This window comes from Roseospirillum parvum, from assembly GCF_900100455.1.
GTDB lineage: Bacteria > Pseudomonadota > Alphaproteobacteria > Rhodospirillales > Rhodospirillaceae > Roseospirillum > Roseospirillum parvum.
The window spans coordinates 16732-33698 of sequence record NZ_FNCV01000011.1 but is presented as its reverse complement, the minus strand read 5'-3'; the positions used below and the strand labels follow the sequence as shown (position 1 = coordinate 33698).

The 16967-nt window shown below is 71.2% G+C and carries 16 protein-coding genes; 13 read left to right on the top strand and 3 right to left on the bottom strand.

Annotated features, from left to right (window positions below):
- The 5 genes from phnL (at position 1) to BLR95_RS13405 (ending at position 4060) form a co-directional block, all read left to right on the top strand.
- The gene (gene phnL, locus BLR95_RS13425) at positions 1 to 738 is read left to right on the top strand and encodes a phosphonate C-P lyase system protein PhnL (protein WP_425438445.1); all 738 of its coding nucleotides are present in this window, start codon (positions 1 to 3) and stop codon (positions 736 to 738) included.
- Positions 735 to 1883, top strand: coding sequence for an alpha-D-ribose 1-methylphosphonate 5-triphosphate diphosphatase (locus BLR95_RS13420; protein WP_245689537.1), 1149 nt, complete (start codon positions 735 to 737; stop codon positions 1881 to 1883). The genes phnL and BLR95_RS13420 overlap by 4 nt, the downstream gene beginning before the upstream one ends.
- A 5-nt stretch (positions 1884 to 1888) precedes the next feature.
- Positions 1889 to 2608: a DUF1045 domain-containing protein gene (locus BLR95_RS13415; RefSeq protein ID WP_092621170.1), complete on the top strand. Its 720-nt coding sequence runs from the start codon at positions 1889 to 1891 to the stop codon at positions 2606 to 2608.
- A gap of 135 nt (positions 2609 to 2743) precedes the next feature.
- Positions 2744 to 2980, top strand: coding sequence for a hypothetical protein (locus BLR95_RS13410; protein WP_092621167.1), 237 nt, complete (start codon positions 2744 to 2746; stop codon positions 2978 to 2980).
- A 3-nt stretch (positions 2981 to 2983) separates the two neighbouring features.
- On the top strand, positions 2984 to 4060 hold the full coding sequence (locus BLR95_RS13405) for a radical SAM/SPASM domain-containing protein (protein ID WP_092621164.1): 1077 nt from the start codon (positions 2984 to 2986) through the stop codon (positions 4058 to 4060).
- A gap of 52 nt (positions 4061 to 4112) precedes the next feature.
- Here the strand turns inward: BLR95_RS13405 and BLR95_RS13400 are convergent, their stop codons facing one another.
- Positions 4113 to 5135: a lipid A deacylase LpxR family protein gene (locus BLR95_RS13400; protein WP_176787869.1), complete on the bottom strand. Its 1023-nt coding sequence runs from the start codon at positions 5133 to 5135 to the stop codon at positions 4113 to 4115.
- A gap of 202 nt (positions 5136 to 5337) precedes the next feature.
- Here BLR95_RS13400 and BLR95_RS13395 point away from each other — a divergent pair, with 202 nt between their 5' ends.
- On the top strand, positions 5338 to 7116 hold the full coding sequence (locus tag BLR95_RS13395) for an acyl-CoA dehydrogenase (RefSeq protein WP_092621158.1): 1779 nt from the start codon (positions 5338 to 5340) through the stop codon (positions 7114 to 7116).
- Positions 7117 to 7176: 60 nt separating this feature from the next.
- Here BLR95_RS13395 and BLR95_RS13390 read toward each other — a convergent pair whose 3' ends face one another.
- On the bottom strand, positions 7177 to 7773 hold the full coding sequence (locus tag BLR95_RS13390) for a BON domain-containing protein (protein WP_092621155.1): 597 nt from the start codon (positions 7771 to 7773) through the stop codon (positions 7177 to 7179).
- A gap of 140 nt (positions 7774 to 7913) precedes the next feature.
- On the opposite strand from BLR95_RS13390, the gene lptF reads away from it, so the two are divergent.
- The 6 genes from lptF (at position 7914) to BLR95_RS13360 (ending at position 15690) form a co-directional block, all read left to right on the top strand.
- Complete coding sequence (lptF, locus tag BLR95_RS13385; RefSeq protein ID WP_092621153.1) at positions 7914 to 9032, top strand: LPS export ABC transporter permease LptF; 1119 nt, start codon at positions 7914 to 7916, stop codon at positions 9030 to 9032.
- Between the two features lie 121 nt (positions 9033 to 9153).
- Entirely contained in the window at positions 9154 to 11430 is a 2277-nt protein-coding gene (locus BLR95_RS13380) for an LPS-assembly protein LptD (RefSeq protein ID WP_143131008.1), read from the top strand.
- Positions 11423 to 12703, top strand: coding sequence for a peptidylprolyl isomerase (locus BLR95_RS13375; protein ID WP_092621147.1), 1281 nt, complete (start codon positions 11423 to 11425; stop codon positions 12701 to 12703). Before BLR95_RS13380 ends, BLR95_RS13375 begins: the two co-directional genes overlap by 8 nt.
- 40 nt (positions 12704 to 12743) lie before the next feature.
- Positions 12744 to 13775: a 4-hydroxythreonine-4-phosphate dehydrogenase PdxA gene (pdxA, locus tag BLR95_RS13370; RefSeq protein ID WP_092621144.1), complete on the top strand. Its 1032-nt coding sequence runs from the start codon at positions 12744 to 12746 to the stop codon at positions 13773 to 13775.
- A 17-nt stretch (positions 13776 to 13792) separates the two neighbouring features.
- Entirely contained in the window at positions 13793 to 14674 is an 882-nt protein-coding gene (rsmA, locus tag BLR95_RS13365) for a 16S rRNA (adenine(1518)-N(6)/adenine(1519)-N(6))-dimethyltransferase RsmA (RefSeq protein WP_176787876.1), read from the top strand.
- 59 nt (positions 14675 to 14733) lie between these two features.
- Positions 14734 to 15690: a PleD family two-component system response regulator gene (locus BLR95_RS13360; protein WP_092621141.1), complete on the top strand. Its 957-nt coding sequence runs from the start codon at positions 14734 to 14736 to the stop codon at positions 15688 to 15690.
- Positions 15691 to 15703: 13 nt separating this feature from the next.
- On the opposite strand, the gene BLR95_RS13355 is transcribed toward BLR95_RS13360, so the two are convergent.
- Positions 15704 to 16636, bottom strand: coding sequence for a LysR family transcriptional regulator (locus BLR95_RS13355; RefSeq protein ID WP_092621138.1), 933 nt, complete (start codon positions 16634 to 16636; stop codon positions 15704 to 15706).
- A 114-nt stretch (positions 16637 to 16750) separates the two neighbouring features.
- Between BLR95_RS13355 and BLR95_RS13350 the strand changes: the two genes are divergently transcribed.
- Positions 16751 to 16948, top strand: coding sequence for a hypothetical protein (locus BLR95_RS13350; RefSeq protein WP_092621135.1), 198 nt, complete (start codon positions 16751 to 16753; stop codon positions 16946 to 16948).
- Positions 16949 to 16967: the final 19 nt, after the last annotated feature.

Sequence of the window (16967 nt, the reverse complement as noted above, 5' to 3'; positions counted from 1 at the left end):
GTGTCCATCCCCCCCAACGGCCCCCCCACCGACCCCCCCACCGGCCCTTCCCTGAGCGCCAGGGGACTGGCCAAGACCTTCGTCCTGCACACCCAGGGCGGAGTCCGCCTGCCGGTCTTCTCGGGCCTTGATCTCGAGGTTCATCCGGGCAGTTGCCTGGCCCTGAACGGACCCTCCGGGGCCGGCAAGTCGACCCTGCTCCGGGCCCTTTACGCCAACTACCGGCCCGACGCCGGGCAGGTGCTGATCCGTCACGACGGCGCCCTGCTCGACCTGACCGCCGCCCCGCCGCGCCGGGTGCTGGAGGTGCGCCGCCGCACCCTGGGCTATGTCAGCCAGTTCCTGCGCGTCATCCCCCGGGTGCCGGCGCTGGACATCGTCGCCGAGCCGTTCGCCCGGGCCGGCGGCACGCTGGCCGAGGGGCGCGACCGCGCGGCCACCCTCTTGCGCCGCCTCAACGTGCCCGAGCGGCTGTGGCACGTGGCCCCGGCCACCTTCTCCGGCGGCGAACAGCAGCGGGTCAACATCGCCCGCAGCTTCATCGTCGACTATCCGGTGCTGCTGCTCGACGAACCTACGGCCAGCCTGGACGCCGCCAACCGCGCCGTGGTCGTCGAGCTGATCCATCAGGCCCGGGCCCGGGGCGCCGCGCTTGTGGGAATCTTTCATGACCGGGAGGTGCGCGATGCCGTCGCCGACACCACCTTCGAGTTGACCGCGCAGAGGACCGCCGCATGACCGCCGCCGAGATGATCCTGACCAACGCCACCGTGATCACCCGCCACGACGAGTTGCCGGGGGCCACCGTGGTGGTGCGCGACGGCCGCATCGCCGAGGTGGACGACACCCCCTCCACGGCCTCGGGGGCGATCGACCTGGGCGGCCGCCACCTGCTGCCCGGTCTGGTCGAGATGCACACCGACCACATGGAAAAGCACTTCATGCCGCGCCCGGGGGTGATGTGGCCCTCGGCCCTGGCCGCCGTGCTGGCCCACGACGCCCAGGTGGCCAGCGCCGGCATCACCACGGTGTTCGACGCCATCTCCATCGGCGCCGACGAGGACAAGGGCTTCCGCCGCCAGATCCTGGCCGATTCGGTGGCCGCCGTGAAACACGCCCAGCACCTGGACGTGCTGCGCGCCGACCATCTGTTCCACATGCGCTGCGAGGTCTCCGACCCCTGCGTGGTCGAGATGTTCGCCCCCTATGCCGACGACCCCCTGGTCCGCGTCGTCTCGCTGATGGACCACACCCCGGGCCAGCGCCAGTGGGCCAACATCGACGCCTTCATCCAGTACAACCAGGGCGAAGGCTGGGGCGAGGACGAGGTGCGCCGCCGGGTGAGCGAGTTGAAGGCCGAGCAGGACCGCTACGCCATCGCCCACCGGCGCCAGATCGTCGCCCTGGTGGCCGGCCGCGACCTGGCCCTGGCCAGCCACGACGACGCCACCGAGGCCCACATCGCCGAGGCCATCGAGGAAGGCGTCACCATCGCCGAGTTCCCGATCACCGAGGAAGCCGCCCGGGCGGCCCGGGCGGCCGGCCTGAAGACCATCCTCGGCGCCCCCAATGTTGTCCGCGGGGGCAGCCATTCGGGCAACATCGCGGCCCTCGAGCTGGCCCGCCTGGGGCTGCTCGACGGGTTGTCCAGCGACTACGTGCCGGCCAGCCTGCTGCACGCCGCCTTCCTGTTGCGCGAGCGCCTCGCCCTTTCGCTGCCCGAGGCGGTGGCCAAGGTCTCGGCCAACGTGGCCGAGATGGTTGGCCTGGACGACCGGGGCGAGATCGCGCCGGGCAAGCGGGCCGACCTGATCGTGGTCGAGGCGACCGACCATGTCCCGGTGGTCCGCCAGGTGTGGCGGACCGGCCAGCGGGTGGTCTAGGGCCCGTGGGCGCCGCCGCCACCCGCGCCCCGGCCGAGGACGGCCGCTTCGCCGTCTACTTCGCGCCGGCCGAGGGGTCGCGGCTGGCCGACCTGGGGCGGCGCTGGCTGGGCCGGCCGGGGGCCGACGCCCACCCCCCGCCGACCCTCCCCGGGCTGTCCGCCGGGCGGCTTTCGGCGTTGACTGAAAGCCCGCGCCACTACGGCTTTCATGGCACCCTGAAGCCACCCTTCCGGCTCGCCCGGGGGCGCAGCGGCGCCGAGCTGGCCCACACCCTGGACAGCTTCGCCGCCCAAACCCGGGGCTTCGAGCTGCCGCCCTTCGAGGTGGCCGCGCTGGGCCGCTTCCTGGCCCTGGTGCCGAGCCAGCCGTGCCCCCGGCTCGACGCCCTGGCCGAGGCCTGCGTGCGCCACTTCGATGCCTTCCGCGCCCCGCCGCCGCCCGACGAAACCCTGCGCCGGCGCGCCGCCGGCCTCAGCGAGCGCCAGGAACGCCTGCTCGACCTGTGGGGCTACCCCTATGTGATGGAAGAATTCCGCTTCCACCTGACCCTGACCGGGCCGATCAACGACGCGGACGACCGCCGCACGGTGAAGGCCTACCTGGAGGCCCTGGCCGCCCCGGCCTGCGCCGAGCCGACCCGGCTCGACGCCCTCAGCCTGTTCTGGCAACCCGACTCGGCCACCCCGTTCCGCCCCCTGTCGCGCCATCCGCTGGGGGAATAGACGGGAGACCACCTCCTTTTCAGGGCCTTATTCCGTCAAGAATCTTTTAGGTTGTCTTCCCCTCCAACCCGCCTACCGTGACAGGGGCCGGGAGGTGTCCCGGTGACCCACACGACCGAAGGGGGGAACCCTGCCATGTCCGACTCCCGAAGCCCGGATATCAGCCACCTGAGCGCCGCCGACCTCGCCACGCTGATCCGCGAACAGAGCGCGGTCCAGGGCCGCGAGCGAATTGCCCTGGTCGACGCCCTGATCGAGCGCAGCGTCAAGGTGAAGGACATCGACGCCGCACTGATCGACAAGGTCGCCCGTCTGGCCAACATCGGCGACAACAACGGCGGCTGCGGGGTGCTTTCCGGTGGCTGCTGCTGACCGGTGCCCGGCCGCCTGACCCTGGTCCTGGCCCATGCCTGCAACCTGGCCTGCCGCTACTGCTACGCGGCGGGCGGGGATTTCGGCCTGGGCAAGGGCCTGATGGCGCCAACCCTCGCCGAGCGGGCCGTCCAGGTTGCCTGGCAGCGCCTGGATGGCCTCGGCGAGGTGTTCCTGTTCGGCGGCGAGCCACTGCTCGCCCGGCCGGCCATGGAGGCCGCCATTGCCGCCGCCCAGGCCCTGGCCAGGGCCCACGGACAACCGCCGCCGCGCCTGTCCATGGTCACCAACGGCACCCTGGTCGATGCGGATTTCGCCGCCTTGGCCGCGGCCCAGGGGATCGCCGTCACGGTCAGCCTGGACGGCCCCCCGGCGCTGCACGACGCCAACCGCCGCCATCCCGATGGCCGGGGCAGCCAGGCCCAGGCGCTGGCCGGCATCGAGACCCTGCGGGCGGCCGGCGTGACGGTCCATCTGGAAGCCACCTACACCGCCGCCCACCGGGCCGCCGGCTGGTCCCCGGACGACCTCGCCGGCTGGCTGGAGAGCCTGGGCAGCGAACGCATCATCATCAGCGAGGACCTGGAGGACCGGCCCGAGGATGCCGCCCGCTTCGCCGCCGAGGGCCTGAACCTGACCGCCGCCGCCATCGACCGCACGCTGGCCAGCGGCCAACCGCGCCAGGGCGGCCTGCTCAATGCCCTGGATGCCATCCTGTGCCGCCCGGCCCTGCTCGAGGAGCGCTTCTGCGGGGCCGGGGTCGATACCCTGGCGATCAACCCGCTGGGCGAGGTCTATCCCTGCCACATGCTGAACGGCCAGCGTCCCTATCGCCTGGGCACCGTCGCGGCGCCGGCGGCGCCGGCCCGGCCGGTGCCCGTCAAAACCGGGATCGCCGCCTGCCTCGACTGCGACATCCGCCGCTGGTGCCGGCGCTGCCCGGCCCGCATGATTCTGACCGGCGAGTTGGCGGACAACGGCCCCGACCCGATCCAGTGTCAGGCGGCGCGCCAGTCGTTCGCCCTGACCGCCCACTTCGCCCCCGCCCTGGCCCGGCGCCTGGGATCGGCCCCCCCTTGATATTTGCCGCAAATCGTCGTCACGATCCGTTCCGGATCGCTCGGGATTTGCTCTAAAACCGCACCGACAGGCTGACCCCGCCGAACTGGTCGGGTCGGTCCTGGCCGTCGAACTCGCGGCTGCGCCAGACGTAGGTGTAGGTCATCCGGGTGCGCCCGATGGTCAGGGCCAGACCGGCCTGGGCCTCGGCCACGAAGGGCTCGCGATCAACGCTGTGGCTGTCGCGGAAGGTGTTGCCGTCGAGCATGATGTTGCGGGCCACGGCGCGCCCCTCGGCCCCGGCGAAGAGGTACCAGGAGAAGTCGTCGGTCGGTCGGAAGAAGCCCGAGCCGGGCAGGCTGGGGCGGATGCGCGGCGCCCCGTAGTCGGTCGGCAGGTCGTCGCCGAAGCGCACGGTGGCCCCGGCCGAGGCGTTGGTGAAGACGTTGCCCAGGCTCAAGCCGACCCGGGGGATGATGTCGACCCCCAGGCCCGGCGCGTCGTCCAGCGAGAACTGGGCGAGATGGCGCCACTGGTGCTCCCAGCGCAGGTTGATGCCGGGTTCGTTGTGCAACTGGTTGTCCCAACCCTGCGCCTTGGCGATGCCGCGCCAGCCGTGGACCCAGTTCTGGGTCTCGCCGGCCAGTGCCGCCGGGCCGACCACCCCCAGGTCGAGGGCGATCATGTCCAGTTCGTCGCCGCTGTCGGCGATGGCGCCCAGGCTCAGGTAGAGCCAGCCGGCGTAGGGCCGGTCGTCGGTCACCAGCCGGGTGGTGGCGGTGTTTTCCGGGGTGAACATGCTCTGCCCGATGGCCACCTCCCAGCGCGCCAGGGCGCCATCGGGGATCACCGGGATGTGCTCGATCACCTCGGCCAGAGGCTCCGGGAACTGGTGCTCCGGCGACAGGTAAGAGGCCCGCACGCCGTTGGTGTAGTGGCGGTCGGTGCCGGAGAACAGGTCGTTGTCGAACTGAAGCGTCACCACCCCCCGGGGGTCGGGCGGTGGATCAGCCGGCGGCTCCGCTGCCCGCGCCGAACCGACCGCCACCACGGCGGACAGGGACAAGCAGGCACAGAGGCGGGACAGGGGCGGCATGGCGGCTCTCGGGCGGATTGGCGCAAGGCGGGGAGGCATGGCGGCATGGTAGCACCCCCGGGACGGGGCACAAGCCTGTGCGGCGAGCACGCCCCCGGCAGATTCGATCTTGCCGACGCCCCGTCCGGTCGGGCAGTTTTTGCTCGACACGTTCTGTTTTCGCCCCGCGCTGTTTTCGCCCCGCGCCCCTCTGGAGGCCCTGATGACCGACTATGCCGCCCCGATCAAGGAGATGCGCTTCGCCCTCGCCCTCGCCGGCCTGGACGAGGTGCGCGCCCTGCCCGGCTTCGAGGAAGCCACCCCCGACCTGATCGACGCCATCCTCGACGAGGCCGGACGCTTCGGGGCCGAGGCGCTGGCCCCCCTCAACCGGACCGGCGACCTGGAAGGCTGCCGCCTGGAAGACGACACGGTGATCGCCCCCCCGGGCTTCGCCGAGGCCTACGCCCAGTTCGTCGAGGCCGGCTGGCAGTCGCTGGTCTTCGACCCCGAGCACGGCGGCCAGGGCATGCCGTGGCTGTTGCAGGGCGCGGTGGGCGAGATCTGGCAGGCCGCCAACCTGTCGTTCGGGCTGGCCCCGCTGCTCACCCAGGGCGCCATCGAGGCCCTCACCGCCCACGGCAGCGAGCACCTGAAGGCGACCTATCTGCCCAACATGATCGCCGGCACCTGGGCCGGCACCATGAACCTGACCGAGCCCCAGGCCGGCACCGATCTGGCCCAGGTGCGCCTGAAGGCGGTGCGCGCCGGCGAGGAGACCTACCGCCTCTCCGGGCAGAAGATCTTCATCACCTGGGGCGACCACGCGATGGCCGAGAACATCATCCATCTGGTGCTCGGCCGACTGCCCGACGCGCCGGCCGGGGTGAAGGGGATCAGCCTGTTCCTGGTGCCCAAGTTCCTGCTCAACCCGGACGGCACCCCGGGGCCGCGCAACGACGTCCACTGTGCCGGCCTGGAGCACAAGCTGGGCATCCACGGCAGCGCCACCTGCACCATGGCCTTCGGCGAGGAAGAGGGCGCCGTGGGCTATCTGGTCGGCGAGGAGAACCGCGGCCTGGAATACATGTTCACGATGATGAACAACGCCCGCCTGTCGGTCGGCATGCAGGGCGTGGCGATCGGCGAGCGGGCCTACCAGCAGGCCCTGGCCTATGCCCGCGAGCGCATCCAGTCCAAGTCGGTCACCGCCCCGCGCGAGGCCGGCCCGGGAACCATCGTCCATCACCCGGACGTGCGGCGCATGTTGCTGTCCATGCGTTCCCGCGTCGAGGCGGCGCGCGCCCTGGGCTATTACGCCCACGCCAACATCGATCTGGCCGACCACCACCCCGACCCCGAGGTGCGGGCCCGGGCCGAGGCCACGGTCCAGGTGCTGACCCCGGTGGTCAAGGCGTGGGCCTCGGAGATCGGCGTCTCGGCGGCCGACCTCGGGGTGCAGATCCACGGCGGCATGGGCTACGTGGAGGAGACCGGCGCCGCCCAGCACCTGCGCGACGCCCGCATCTGCCCGATCTACGAAGGGACCAACGGCGTCCAGGCGGCCGATCTGGTGGGCCGCAAGCTGCTGCGCGACCAGGGGGCCGGCTTCGCCCGCGTGGTCGGCGCCATGGAGGCCGATCTGGCCACCCTGGGCGATGCCGCGAGGCCGGTCGCCGAGGCCCTGCTCGGCCTCAAGGCCAGCGCCGACCATCTGATGAAGGTGGGCGACATGGGTCAGGCGATGGGCGCCGCCACCCCCTTCCTCAACCAGTTCGGCACCGTCGCCGGCGGCTGGATGATGGCCCGCGCCCTGGCCGCGGTGGAAGGCAACGCCCAGCCCGGGATCACCGACGATCCCAACTTCGCCGCCGCCAAGCGGGCCACGGCGCGCTTCTACCTGGATCAGGTGCTGCCCCTGGCCGACGCCTTCGCGACCCAGGTGACGGCCGACCAGAGCTGCCTGCTGGCGCTTCCCGAAGAGGCCCTGGCCACCACCTGAGGCACAATCGGGGCCTCTCCCCACCGGCGATGGGCCTCGCTCATCGCCGGTCGGCTTCGCTCAGGCGTCGGCGTTCAGCAGGCGCACGTGGGGCACCACCCGGCGCACCCCGTCGATGTCGCGGGCGTGGGCCATCACCCGGTCGAGTTCACCTTGGCCGCGGGCCACGCCGAGCAGGTAGACGGTGCCCTTGACGGCGCTCATCCGGTAGTTCACCGAGCGCACCTCGCCATCGGCCAGCAGGCGGGCTTCCAGCTTCTGGGTGATCAGGCCGTCATCGACGAAATCGCCCAGGCTGCCGGCCTCGGCCACCTGAAGCTCGTTGATCACCTCATCGACCCCGTCGATGCCCCAGGCGGCGGCCACCGCGCGGTCCATCTGGGCCGCCTCGGCGACGGCGCCGGTCAGCATCACCCGGCCCTCCCAGACCTTGGTCGAGACGGCCCGGAACAGTCTGGCGCTGTCATCCAGCAGGGCCTTGTTGAGGGCCACCCGGATGCGCAGGTCCTCGACCTGATCGCCGCCGCTGCGGTCTTCCAGCACCGCGCCGCCCAGGGTGCTGGCGGTGGAGATGGGCGAACAACCGGCCAGCAACACCAGCACCACCAGCCCCGCCCAGATCGAGGCGCCACCGCCCCGCCCGCGCCAACCGGTCATCCGCCCCTCCTCCCGCCGCCATGATCGATGTCATCATGGGCCATGATCGGGAGTGGAGTCGCGCCGGTCAAGGCGGCAGGCGAAAGGGCGGCAAATCGGCCCTGTCCTTGCGCCCCGCCCCGGCCTTATACTCCGCTCCCATGGCACGGAGCACCGGACTGATCACCCGCTATCTGCTGCGCCACCTGACCGTCGGCACGGTTCTGGTGACCATCGTGCTGTGCCTTCTGGTGTGGCTGACCCAGTCGCTGCGCTTCGTCGACCTGATCATCAACCAGGGTCTGTCGGTGGCCGGATTCCTCAAGCTGACCGTGCTGCTGCTGCCCAGTTTCCTGGCCATCGTGCTGCCCATCGCGCTGTTCGCGGTGATCCTGTTCGTCTACGCCCGGCTGACCAGCGACCGCGAGCTGGTGGTGCTGCGGGCGGCCGGGCTGTCGCCGCTGGGACTGGCCCGGCCGGCACTGATCCTGGCCCTTCTGGTCACCCTGGCCAATTATGCCGTCACCCTGCACTTCATCCCCCAGTCGGTGCGCGACTTCCGGGAATTGCAGTGGGAGGTGGAGAACGACCTGTCCAAGGTGATGCTGAAGGAGGGCGCCTTCTCGCAGGTCGCCCGGGGCCTGACCGTCTACGTGCGCCAGCGGACCAGCCGCGACGAGTTGCTCGGCATCCTGGTCCACGACAGCCGCTCGCCGGAGAAGGAGGTCACCTGGATGGCCGAGCGCGGCGCCCTGATCCACACCGACAACGGCCCCCGGGTGCTGATGATCAACGGCAACAGCCAGGAACTGTCGGCCGGCGGGCAACGCCTGAGCCTGCTCTACTTCGACAGTTACACCCTTGATTTCGGGCTGGCCGGCCCGCATGACGAGGAACGCTTCCGCGACGCCCGCGAACGCTCGATGAAGGAGTTGCTGGCCACCGAGGCCGGCGGCTTCCTGAGCGAAACCGACATCCGCCGGTTCCGGGTCGAGGGCCACAAGCGCCTGACCGCCCCCCTGCTGACCCTGGGCTTTGCCCTGATCGCCCTGACCATGCTGCTCAACGGCCAGTTCAGCCGCCACGGCACCACGCCCCGGGTGCTCGGCGCCATCACCCTGATGGTCGGCCTGCAAGGGGCCCAGTTGGGGGCCGCCAACGTGGCCGCCAACCGCCTCGACCTGCTGCCGCTGCTTTACCTGAGCACCGTTCTGCCGGTATTGGTCGGCTTTTACGTACTGGCCCGCCCGCCGCGCCTGAAAGCCCCCGTCGCCGCCTGACCGCCCCGCCAGGAACGAGACCCGAGACCGCCCATGCCCCGCACCAGGAGCCCACAGCAAATCCCCAGCGATCCGGACCGGATCGCGACGACGGTTTGCAGCACTGTCAAGAGCCCACAGCGTGCCGCGTGAGCCACACATCACGCAGCACGCCGTGCAGCCGGGGACGATGACCCGGCGCCACGTCGTGGCACCGGATTTGTCGCCCTCGGCTCTGGCGATCCAGGCCGGCACCATGCTGATGGCGCTCGTGCTGATACCCGCCGTCTGGCTGGCCGCCGGTGGACCAGCCAGCGCGCAAACCATCTGGGGCGGCGCCGCCGAGGGCGGCGACCCCGTGCACGGCCCCCGGGAAACGGTGGTCACCGCCAGCCAGATGACCTACGACCGCGACCTTGAGGTGGTCACCGGCCGGGGCGACGTGGAAGTCCTGCACGGCCAGCGCATGGTGGTGGCCGACACCATCAACTACGACATCGGGCACGATCTGGTCACCGCCTCGGGCAACGTCAGTCTGGTCGAGCCGGACGGCAACGTGCTGTTCGCCGACTACGTGGAACTCAAGGGCGATCTGGCCGAGGGCGTGGCCCGGGAAATCCGCCTGATGCTGGCCGACCGCTCGCGGCTGTTCGCCGAAAGCCTGACCCGTCAGGCCGGCAACCGCTCGACCCTGACCCGGGCCCGCTACACACCCTGCGACACCTGCCGCGACAATCCGGATCGGGCGCCGCTGTGGCAGGTCAAGGCCCGCGAGGTGGTGCACGATCAGGCGGCGCGGGAAATCTATTACCGCGACGCGACGCTGGAGATGTTCGGCGTGCCGGTCGCCTACACCCCCTACCTGCAACACGCCGACCCCACGGTGCGCCGCCAGAGCGGCCTGTTGCCGCCGACCATCGGCAACTCGTCCAGCCTCGGCTTCAACGTCAAGGTGCCCTATTTCTTCGTCCTCTCCGACCACGAGGACCTGACCCTGACCGCGCTCGCCACGACGGAAAAGGGCGGCAGCCTGATCGCCGAACACCGCAACCGCTTCCGCACCGGCGAAGTCGACCATACCGCCAGCCTGACCTACGACGGCGACAGCACGGTGGGCCACATCGACGGCGAGGGCGAGTTCCACATCGACGAAACCTTCCGCGCCGGCTGGGAAGTGGCCCTGGCGCCGGACGACACCTACATGCGCCGCTACGGCTTCGGGGCTGATGCCTGGCTGACCAACCGGGCCTATGTGGAAGGGTTCGACAACAACGACTACGCCAGCCTGGACGGCTTCTACTTCCAGGGCCAGCGGGCCGACGACGACCCCGGCCTGACCCCCCTGGTCCTGCCGCGCCTGCAATACCATCTGGTCGGCGACCCCGGCCGGGCCGGCGGATACACCTGGTTCAAGGGCGGCGCGGTGGCGATCAACCGGGGCGAGGGCAGCGACAGCCGCCGGCTGTCCGGCGACCTGGGCTGGACCCTGCCCTACATCAGCCCGCTGGGCGAGCGCTACGAGCTGACCACCCGCGTCAAGGGCGACCTCTACCATGTCGCCCAGGTGGCCGACGGCACCCCGGCCGACGGCAGCTTCGACGGCGTCACCGGCCGGGTCATCCCCAGCATGTCGCTGCGCTGGAGCCTGCCCCTGGCCGCCGCCCGGGAAACCCACACCGAGATCATCGAACCGATCATCCAGGGTATCGTCGCCCCGGTCGGCGGCAATCCCTCGGGCATTCCCAACGACGACAGCCGCGACTTCGTGTTCGACGACACCAACCTGTTCAGCGACAACCGCTTCACCGGCTGGGACCGGGTCGAGGACGGGTCGCGCCTGAACTACGGCCTGCGCTACAGTGCCATCGGTCGCGGCGGCGGCGATTTCTCGATGCTCATCGGCCAGTCGTACCGCTTCCACGAATCGGCCATGTTCGGCACCGACAGTGGGTTGTCCGGCAAGCTGTCCGACGTGGTCGGCCGGCTGGCGGTGCGGCCCAGCGACAACCTGAACCTGAACTACCGCTTCCGCCTCGACCGCGAGAACTTCGCCCCGCAGTTCAGCAACCTGGACCTGAACATCGGACCGGACCCCCTGTCGCTGGGCTTGAGCCACATCTATCTGACCGAGACCCGGATCGACGACACCACGATCGACGAGAAGCACCAGATGTCCGGCTCGCTGAACTCGCGCTTCGGTCAGTACTGGGAGGGCAAGGTGGACGCCACCTACGACCTGCGCGACAATCACAAGGGCTGGGTTTCGGTGGGCGGCGCCCTGACCTACGAGGACGAGTGCTTCACCATGCGCGGCACGGTGCGCCAAAGCTACACCAGCGACCGCGACTACGAGGACGGCCTGTCGTTCTCCCTGCAACTGATCCTGAAGACCCTCGGCGAGGTCAACACCAATGGCTGATGTTTCCCGGGCGCGCCGTCTTGCGCCGGCTCTGGTCGCTGTTTTCGCGCTGCTGGTCGGGCTGGACGCCCCGCCGCGGGCGGCGTGGGCCCAGCAGATGCAGCGCATCGCCGCGGTGGTCAACGACGACCTGGTGTCGCTCTACGACGTCCAGGCGCGCACCAGCTTCGTCATCTCGACCTCCAATCTGGCCAACACCGAGGAGGTCCGCCAGCGCCTGTTCGGCCAGATCCTGCGCACCCTGATCGACGAAAGGCTGCGCCTGAAAGCCGCCGAAGGCGCCGGCATCGAGGCCAGCGAGGCCGAGGTCGACCGGATGGTTGCCAGCATCGAGGCCAGCAACAACCTGCCGCCGGGCAGCTTCGAGCGCATGCTGGCGGCCAACGGCCTGGATCGTGAAAATGCCCGGGCCCAGTTCCGGGCCCGCATCGCCTGGCGCAAGTACATCCAGGCCGAGGGACGGCGCGACCTCAGCGTCTCCGACGAGGAGATCGAGGCCGAGCTCAATCAGTTGAAGGCGGCCGAGGGGCGGCCACAGCGCCATCTGGCCGAGATCGTGCTGACCCTCGATGATCCCCGGGAAAGCGCCGAACTGGCCGAGACCGCCCGCCAGTTGGTCAGCCAGATCCGCCAGGGGGCCGATTTCGCGGCACTGGCCAACCGTTTCTCGCAGACCGCCACGGCGGCGGTCGGGGGGGATCTGGGCTGGGTGCCGCAGGGGCGCCTCGACCCGGCCCTGGAGCGTGCCATCCAGGACCTGGGCCCGGGCGAGGTCTCCGCGCCGGTGCGCACCGAGACCGCCTATCACATCCTCAAGCTGATCGAGCGACGCGACGCCGGTGGGCGGCCCGAGGAAAGCGTCTTCAACCTGAGCCAGATCCACCTGCCCTACAGCGGGGCCCACGCCGTCTCCGAGGCGCGCGCCGCCGAGATCGTCGAACAGGCCCGGGCGGCCGCCGACTGCCAGGCCTTCCAGGCCCTGGCCGAGGAAGTCGCCACCCCCGGCTCGGGGCCGCTGGGGCGCCTCAAAAGCGGTGACCTGCCGGACACCGTCGCCCAGGCGGTGAGTGGCCTGGAACCCGGCCAGACGACGCCCCCCGTCGCCGTCAACGATGCCCGACTGATCCTCATGGTCTGCGACAGGGAGACGGTCGGCGGCCTGCCCTCGCGGGCCGAGATCGAGGAACGCCTGCACGCCGAGAAGCTGAACGCCCTGTCGCGGCGGCGCCTGCGTGAACTGCGGCGGGCGGCGATGATCGACATCCGCCTGTAACCCCCCCGGCGTTGCCGCCGGCGGACAAGGGAGGTCCCGCATGTTGGCTGTGACCATGGGCGATCCGGCCGGCGTGGGCGGCGAGTTGATCCTCGCCCTGTGGGCGGCCCGCCATGCCGACACCCCGCCCTTCCTGATGATCGACGACGCCGGACGCCTGGAAGCCCTGGCCCGGCACCTGGGCCTTGAGGTCCCGGTGGCCCGCCTGGGCACGGCGGCCCAGGCGGCCGAGGTGTTCGATCAGGCGTTGCCGGTGCTGCCCCTGGCCACCCCGCTGGCCGTGCCGCCGCGCCCCGGCCATCCCGACCCGGCCAACGCCCCGGCCATCATCGCCGCCATCCGTCAGGCGGCGGAGATGGCCCTGGGCGGCGCGGTGTCGGCGATGGTCACCAATCCGATCAGCAAGGCCGTCCTGCAGGACGACGGTTTCGCCCACCCCGGGCACACCGAGTTTCTGGGCCATCTGGCCGACGGCGCCGGGGCCGATCCGGTCGATCCGGTGATGATGCTGGTCGCCCCCAACCTCGACCCGCCGCTGCGCGTCGTGCCGGTGACCATCCATCTGCCACTGGCCCGGGTGGCCGGCGCCCTGAGCCGCGAACGCATCGTCGCCACCGGGCGCGTCACCGCGCGCGCCCTCAAGCAGCGGTTCGGCATCGCCCGGCCCCGGCTGGCGGTCGCCGCGCTCAACCCGCACGCCGGCGAGCAGGGCCGGCTGGGCAACGAGGAACGGGCCCTGATCGCCCCGGCGGTGGCCGACCTGAAGGCCGAGGGGATCACCGTGCACGGCCCCCTGCCGGCCGACACCCTGTTCCATGAGCCGGCCCGGGCGGAGGCCGACGCGGTCCTGTGCATGTACCACGACCAGGCCTTGATCCCCTTGAAAACACTTGATTTCTTCGGCGGCGTCAACGTCACCCTGGGGCTCCCCTTCATCCGCTGCTCGCCGGACCACGGCACCGCCTTCGGGCTGGCCGGCAGCGGCCGGGCCGATCCGCGCAGCCTGCGCGCGGCGCTGCGACTGGCCGCCGATCTGGCCGCCCAGCGGCCCCCCAGCCGGCCCACGCCGTGAACGACACCGTGAACGACATCGTGAACGACACCGCGAATCCCGCCCCGATCCCGGCCCCGCCGCTGCCCCCCTTGCGCGAGGTCATCGCCCGCCACGGCCTGGACGCCCGCAAGGCCCTGGGCCAGCACTTCCTGCTCGACGCCAACCTGACCGACCGCATCGCCCGCGCCGCCGGCGACCTGGGCCAGGGCACGGTGATCGAGATCGGCCCCGGGCCGGGGGGGCTGACCCGCTCCCTGCTCGCCGCCGGGGCGCGCCGTCTGGTCGCCGTGGAGCGCGACCCGCGCTGCCGGCCGGTGGTCGAGGAGTTGGCCGCCGCCTACGCCGGGCGGGCCGAGGTGCGCCTGATCGAGGCCGACGCCCTGACCGTGTCACTGGCCGAGCTGGGCCCGCCGCCGCGCCGGGTGGTCGCCAACCTGCCCTACAACGTGGGCACGCCGCTGCTGGTCGGCTGGCTGAGTCAGGCCAGCCAGCTCGCCACCATGGTCCTGATGTTCCAGCGCGAGGTGGCCGAGCGTCTGACCGCCGAGCCGGGCGGCAAGACCTACGGCCGGCTGTCGGTGCTGACCCACTGGCTGTGCCACGCCGAGGCGCTGTTCGACGTCAACCCCCGCGCCTTCACCCCGCCGCCCAAGGTGTGGTCGCGGGTGGTCCGCCTGACCCCGCGCCCCGAGCTGCCGCCGGCCGAGGACATCGCGGCCATGGCGCGGCTCACCCAGGCGGCTTTCGGGCAGCGCCGCAAGATGCTGAAATCCAGCCTCAAGAGCCTCGCCCCGGGGGGCGACGGCGAGGCTCTGTGCCGGGCCGCCGGGCTCGATCCCACGGCCCGCGCCGAAACCCTGGGGGTGGCCGACTTCACCGCCCTTCTGCGACGGCTGCCGCCCCCCGGCCTTTCGTGATAGGGTGGGTCCTTGCTGAACAAGCCTCACCGCCCCCCGCCCACACCGCCGTTTCGCCCATGGCCCTGAGCTACTCGTTCGCCAACGCCCGCGCCCTGGTCGGCCTGTGCGACCCGCAACGCATGCAGACGGTGCGCAGCAACCTCTACTACCTGGGCTTTCGCGACACCATCCGGGTCGACAGCCTGGAAGCCCTCGACGCGACCCTGGACAGTCTCGATCCGGACCTGCTGGTGGTCGACCTGGGGTGTGGCGAGGCGGAAGTGGCGCGCCTGATCCGCGATGTCCGCCTGCAGCGGCGGACCGCCAGCCCGTTCGTGCCGATCATCGTCATCGCCCAGACGGCCAGCGAGACGCAGGTGAAGGCGATGATCAACGCCGGGGCCGACGACGTGGTGTCGATCCCCTGGCCCAGCGACTACTTCGACCGCCGGCTCGACCTGCTGGTGCGCGAGCGCCGGCCGTTCGTCGTCACCTCGGACTACGTCGGCCCGGAGCGCCGCCAGCACGCCCGGCGCGGCGCCCAGAGCATCGCCTTCCCGGTGCCCAATCCGCTGAACATGAAAACCCTCGACCGGCGCAAGCGCGAGGACATCGCGGCGGAAACCGAGCAGGCCCAGCGCCAGCTCAACGACCGGCGCATCGTCGCCCTGGCCGGCCTCATCGCCCGCCTGCTGGCCAGCCTGCAATGGCTCTACGAGCAGAACGAGGTCGATGTGGACCATGCCACCGCCTCGCTGGAGCGGCTCGCCCTGGCCTGCCGCGAAACCCTGGACCGCCGGCACCCCGACAGCCGCCATGCCGAAGCCGTGGTCATCTGCCGCGCCGTGCTCGACGAGGCGGAACGGCTGACCTTCGCCCACGCCAGGGGCATCCCGCCGGCGGTCGATGAGTTGCCGCCGCTGCTCGATGGAGTCTGCCAGGCCTTCGGCCTGGACCGCGAGCACATCCCCGTCACCCCGCCCCCCAGGCCGCTGCCCCCGCCGCCGGCCGACCTGGACCAGCAAGGCTGCTGACGCCGACGGGGTCTCAGCCGGGCAGGGCGTCGGCCTCCCAGGGCGGCGGATTGGGGATGTGACGGCCCAGGAAGTCGATGAAGGCGCGCACCTTGGGCGCCGCCTGACGGGTCGGCGGGTAGACGGCGAATATGCCCGACTGGGCCCCGGTCGGGGTGGTCTGGTACTCGGTGAACAGGGGGACCAGCCGCCCCTCCCGCACATGGCTGCCAACCAGCCAGGTGGAGAGCATGGCCAGCCCCGCCCCCTGCACCGCCGCCTCGGTCAAGGTGGTGGAGTTGTTGGCCCGGATCGGCCCGCTGACCGCCACCTCGACCATGCCCTCGGGGCGGCTCAGGCGCCACACCTGGGCCTCGCCGGGCTGGTACTTGAACAGCAGGCACTGGTGATCGGCCAGATCCTCCGGCCGCTCCGGCGCCCCGTGGCGGGCCAGATAGGCCGGGGCGCCGTAGATGATGCGCCGGTTGTCGGCCAGCTTGCGGGCGATCAGCGAGGAATCCTTGAGCGCCCCGATACGCAGCACCACGTCATAGCCGCCGTCGATGACATCGACGAACTCGTCGGAAAAGGTCAGGTCCAGGTCCACCCCCGGGGTCTCGGCCAGGAAGCGGGGCAGCAGCGGGGCGATTTGCAGGGTGCCAAAGGCGACCGGCAGGTTGACCTTGAGGGTGCCCCGCGGGGTGGCGTCCAGTTCGGCCACGGCGCGGGTGGCGTCGGCCGCCTCGGCCAGGATGTGGCGGGCCCGGCGGTCGAACAGCCGCCCGGCCTCGGTCAGCGCCAGACGCCGGGTGGTGCGATGGAGCAGGCGGGCCGACAGGTGGCTTTCCAGCCCCCCGATCTGCCGCGAGACCGAGGACGGGGTCAGCCCCAGACGTCGCCCGGCCTCGGAAAAACTGCCGGCATCGACCGCCGTGGTGAACAGCCGCATGGCGGCGAGCAGGTCCATGGCGCGGGCTCCATCTATGCATTTCGCGCAAATATTATACGCATGCGGTGATGATTATCAATCCCGGTGGCGGGAGTTAAGGTTGCGCCATCCTCCCGGAAAGGAGAGCACCCGATGTCTCCCGACAACCTGCCCGACTTCACCAGCCTCGATTCCGCCACCCGCGCCCACCTCATCCGGCGCGGCCGCAAGCTGCACGCGCTGGCTGTCCGCCGCGCCTTGCAGACGGTGGCCCACCGCCTTGCCGGGATGGTTCCCCGACGACCGGCCACCCCGGCCGCGCCCCCCTGCTCCAGACCCCACCCCTGCTGAGCCGGCCCGGCCCACGCCG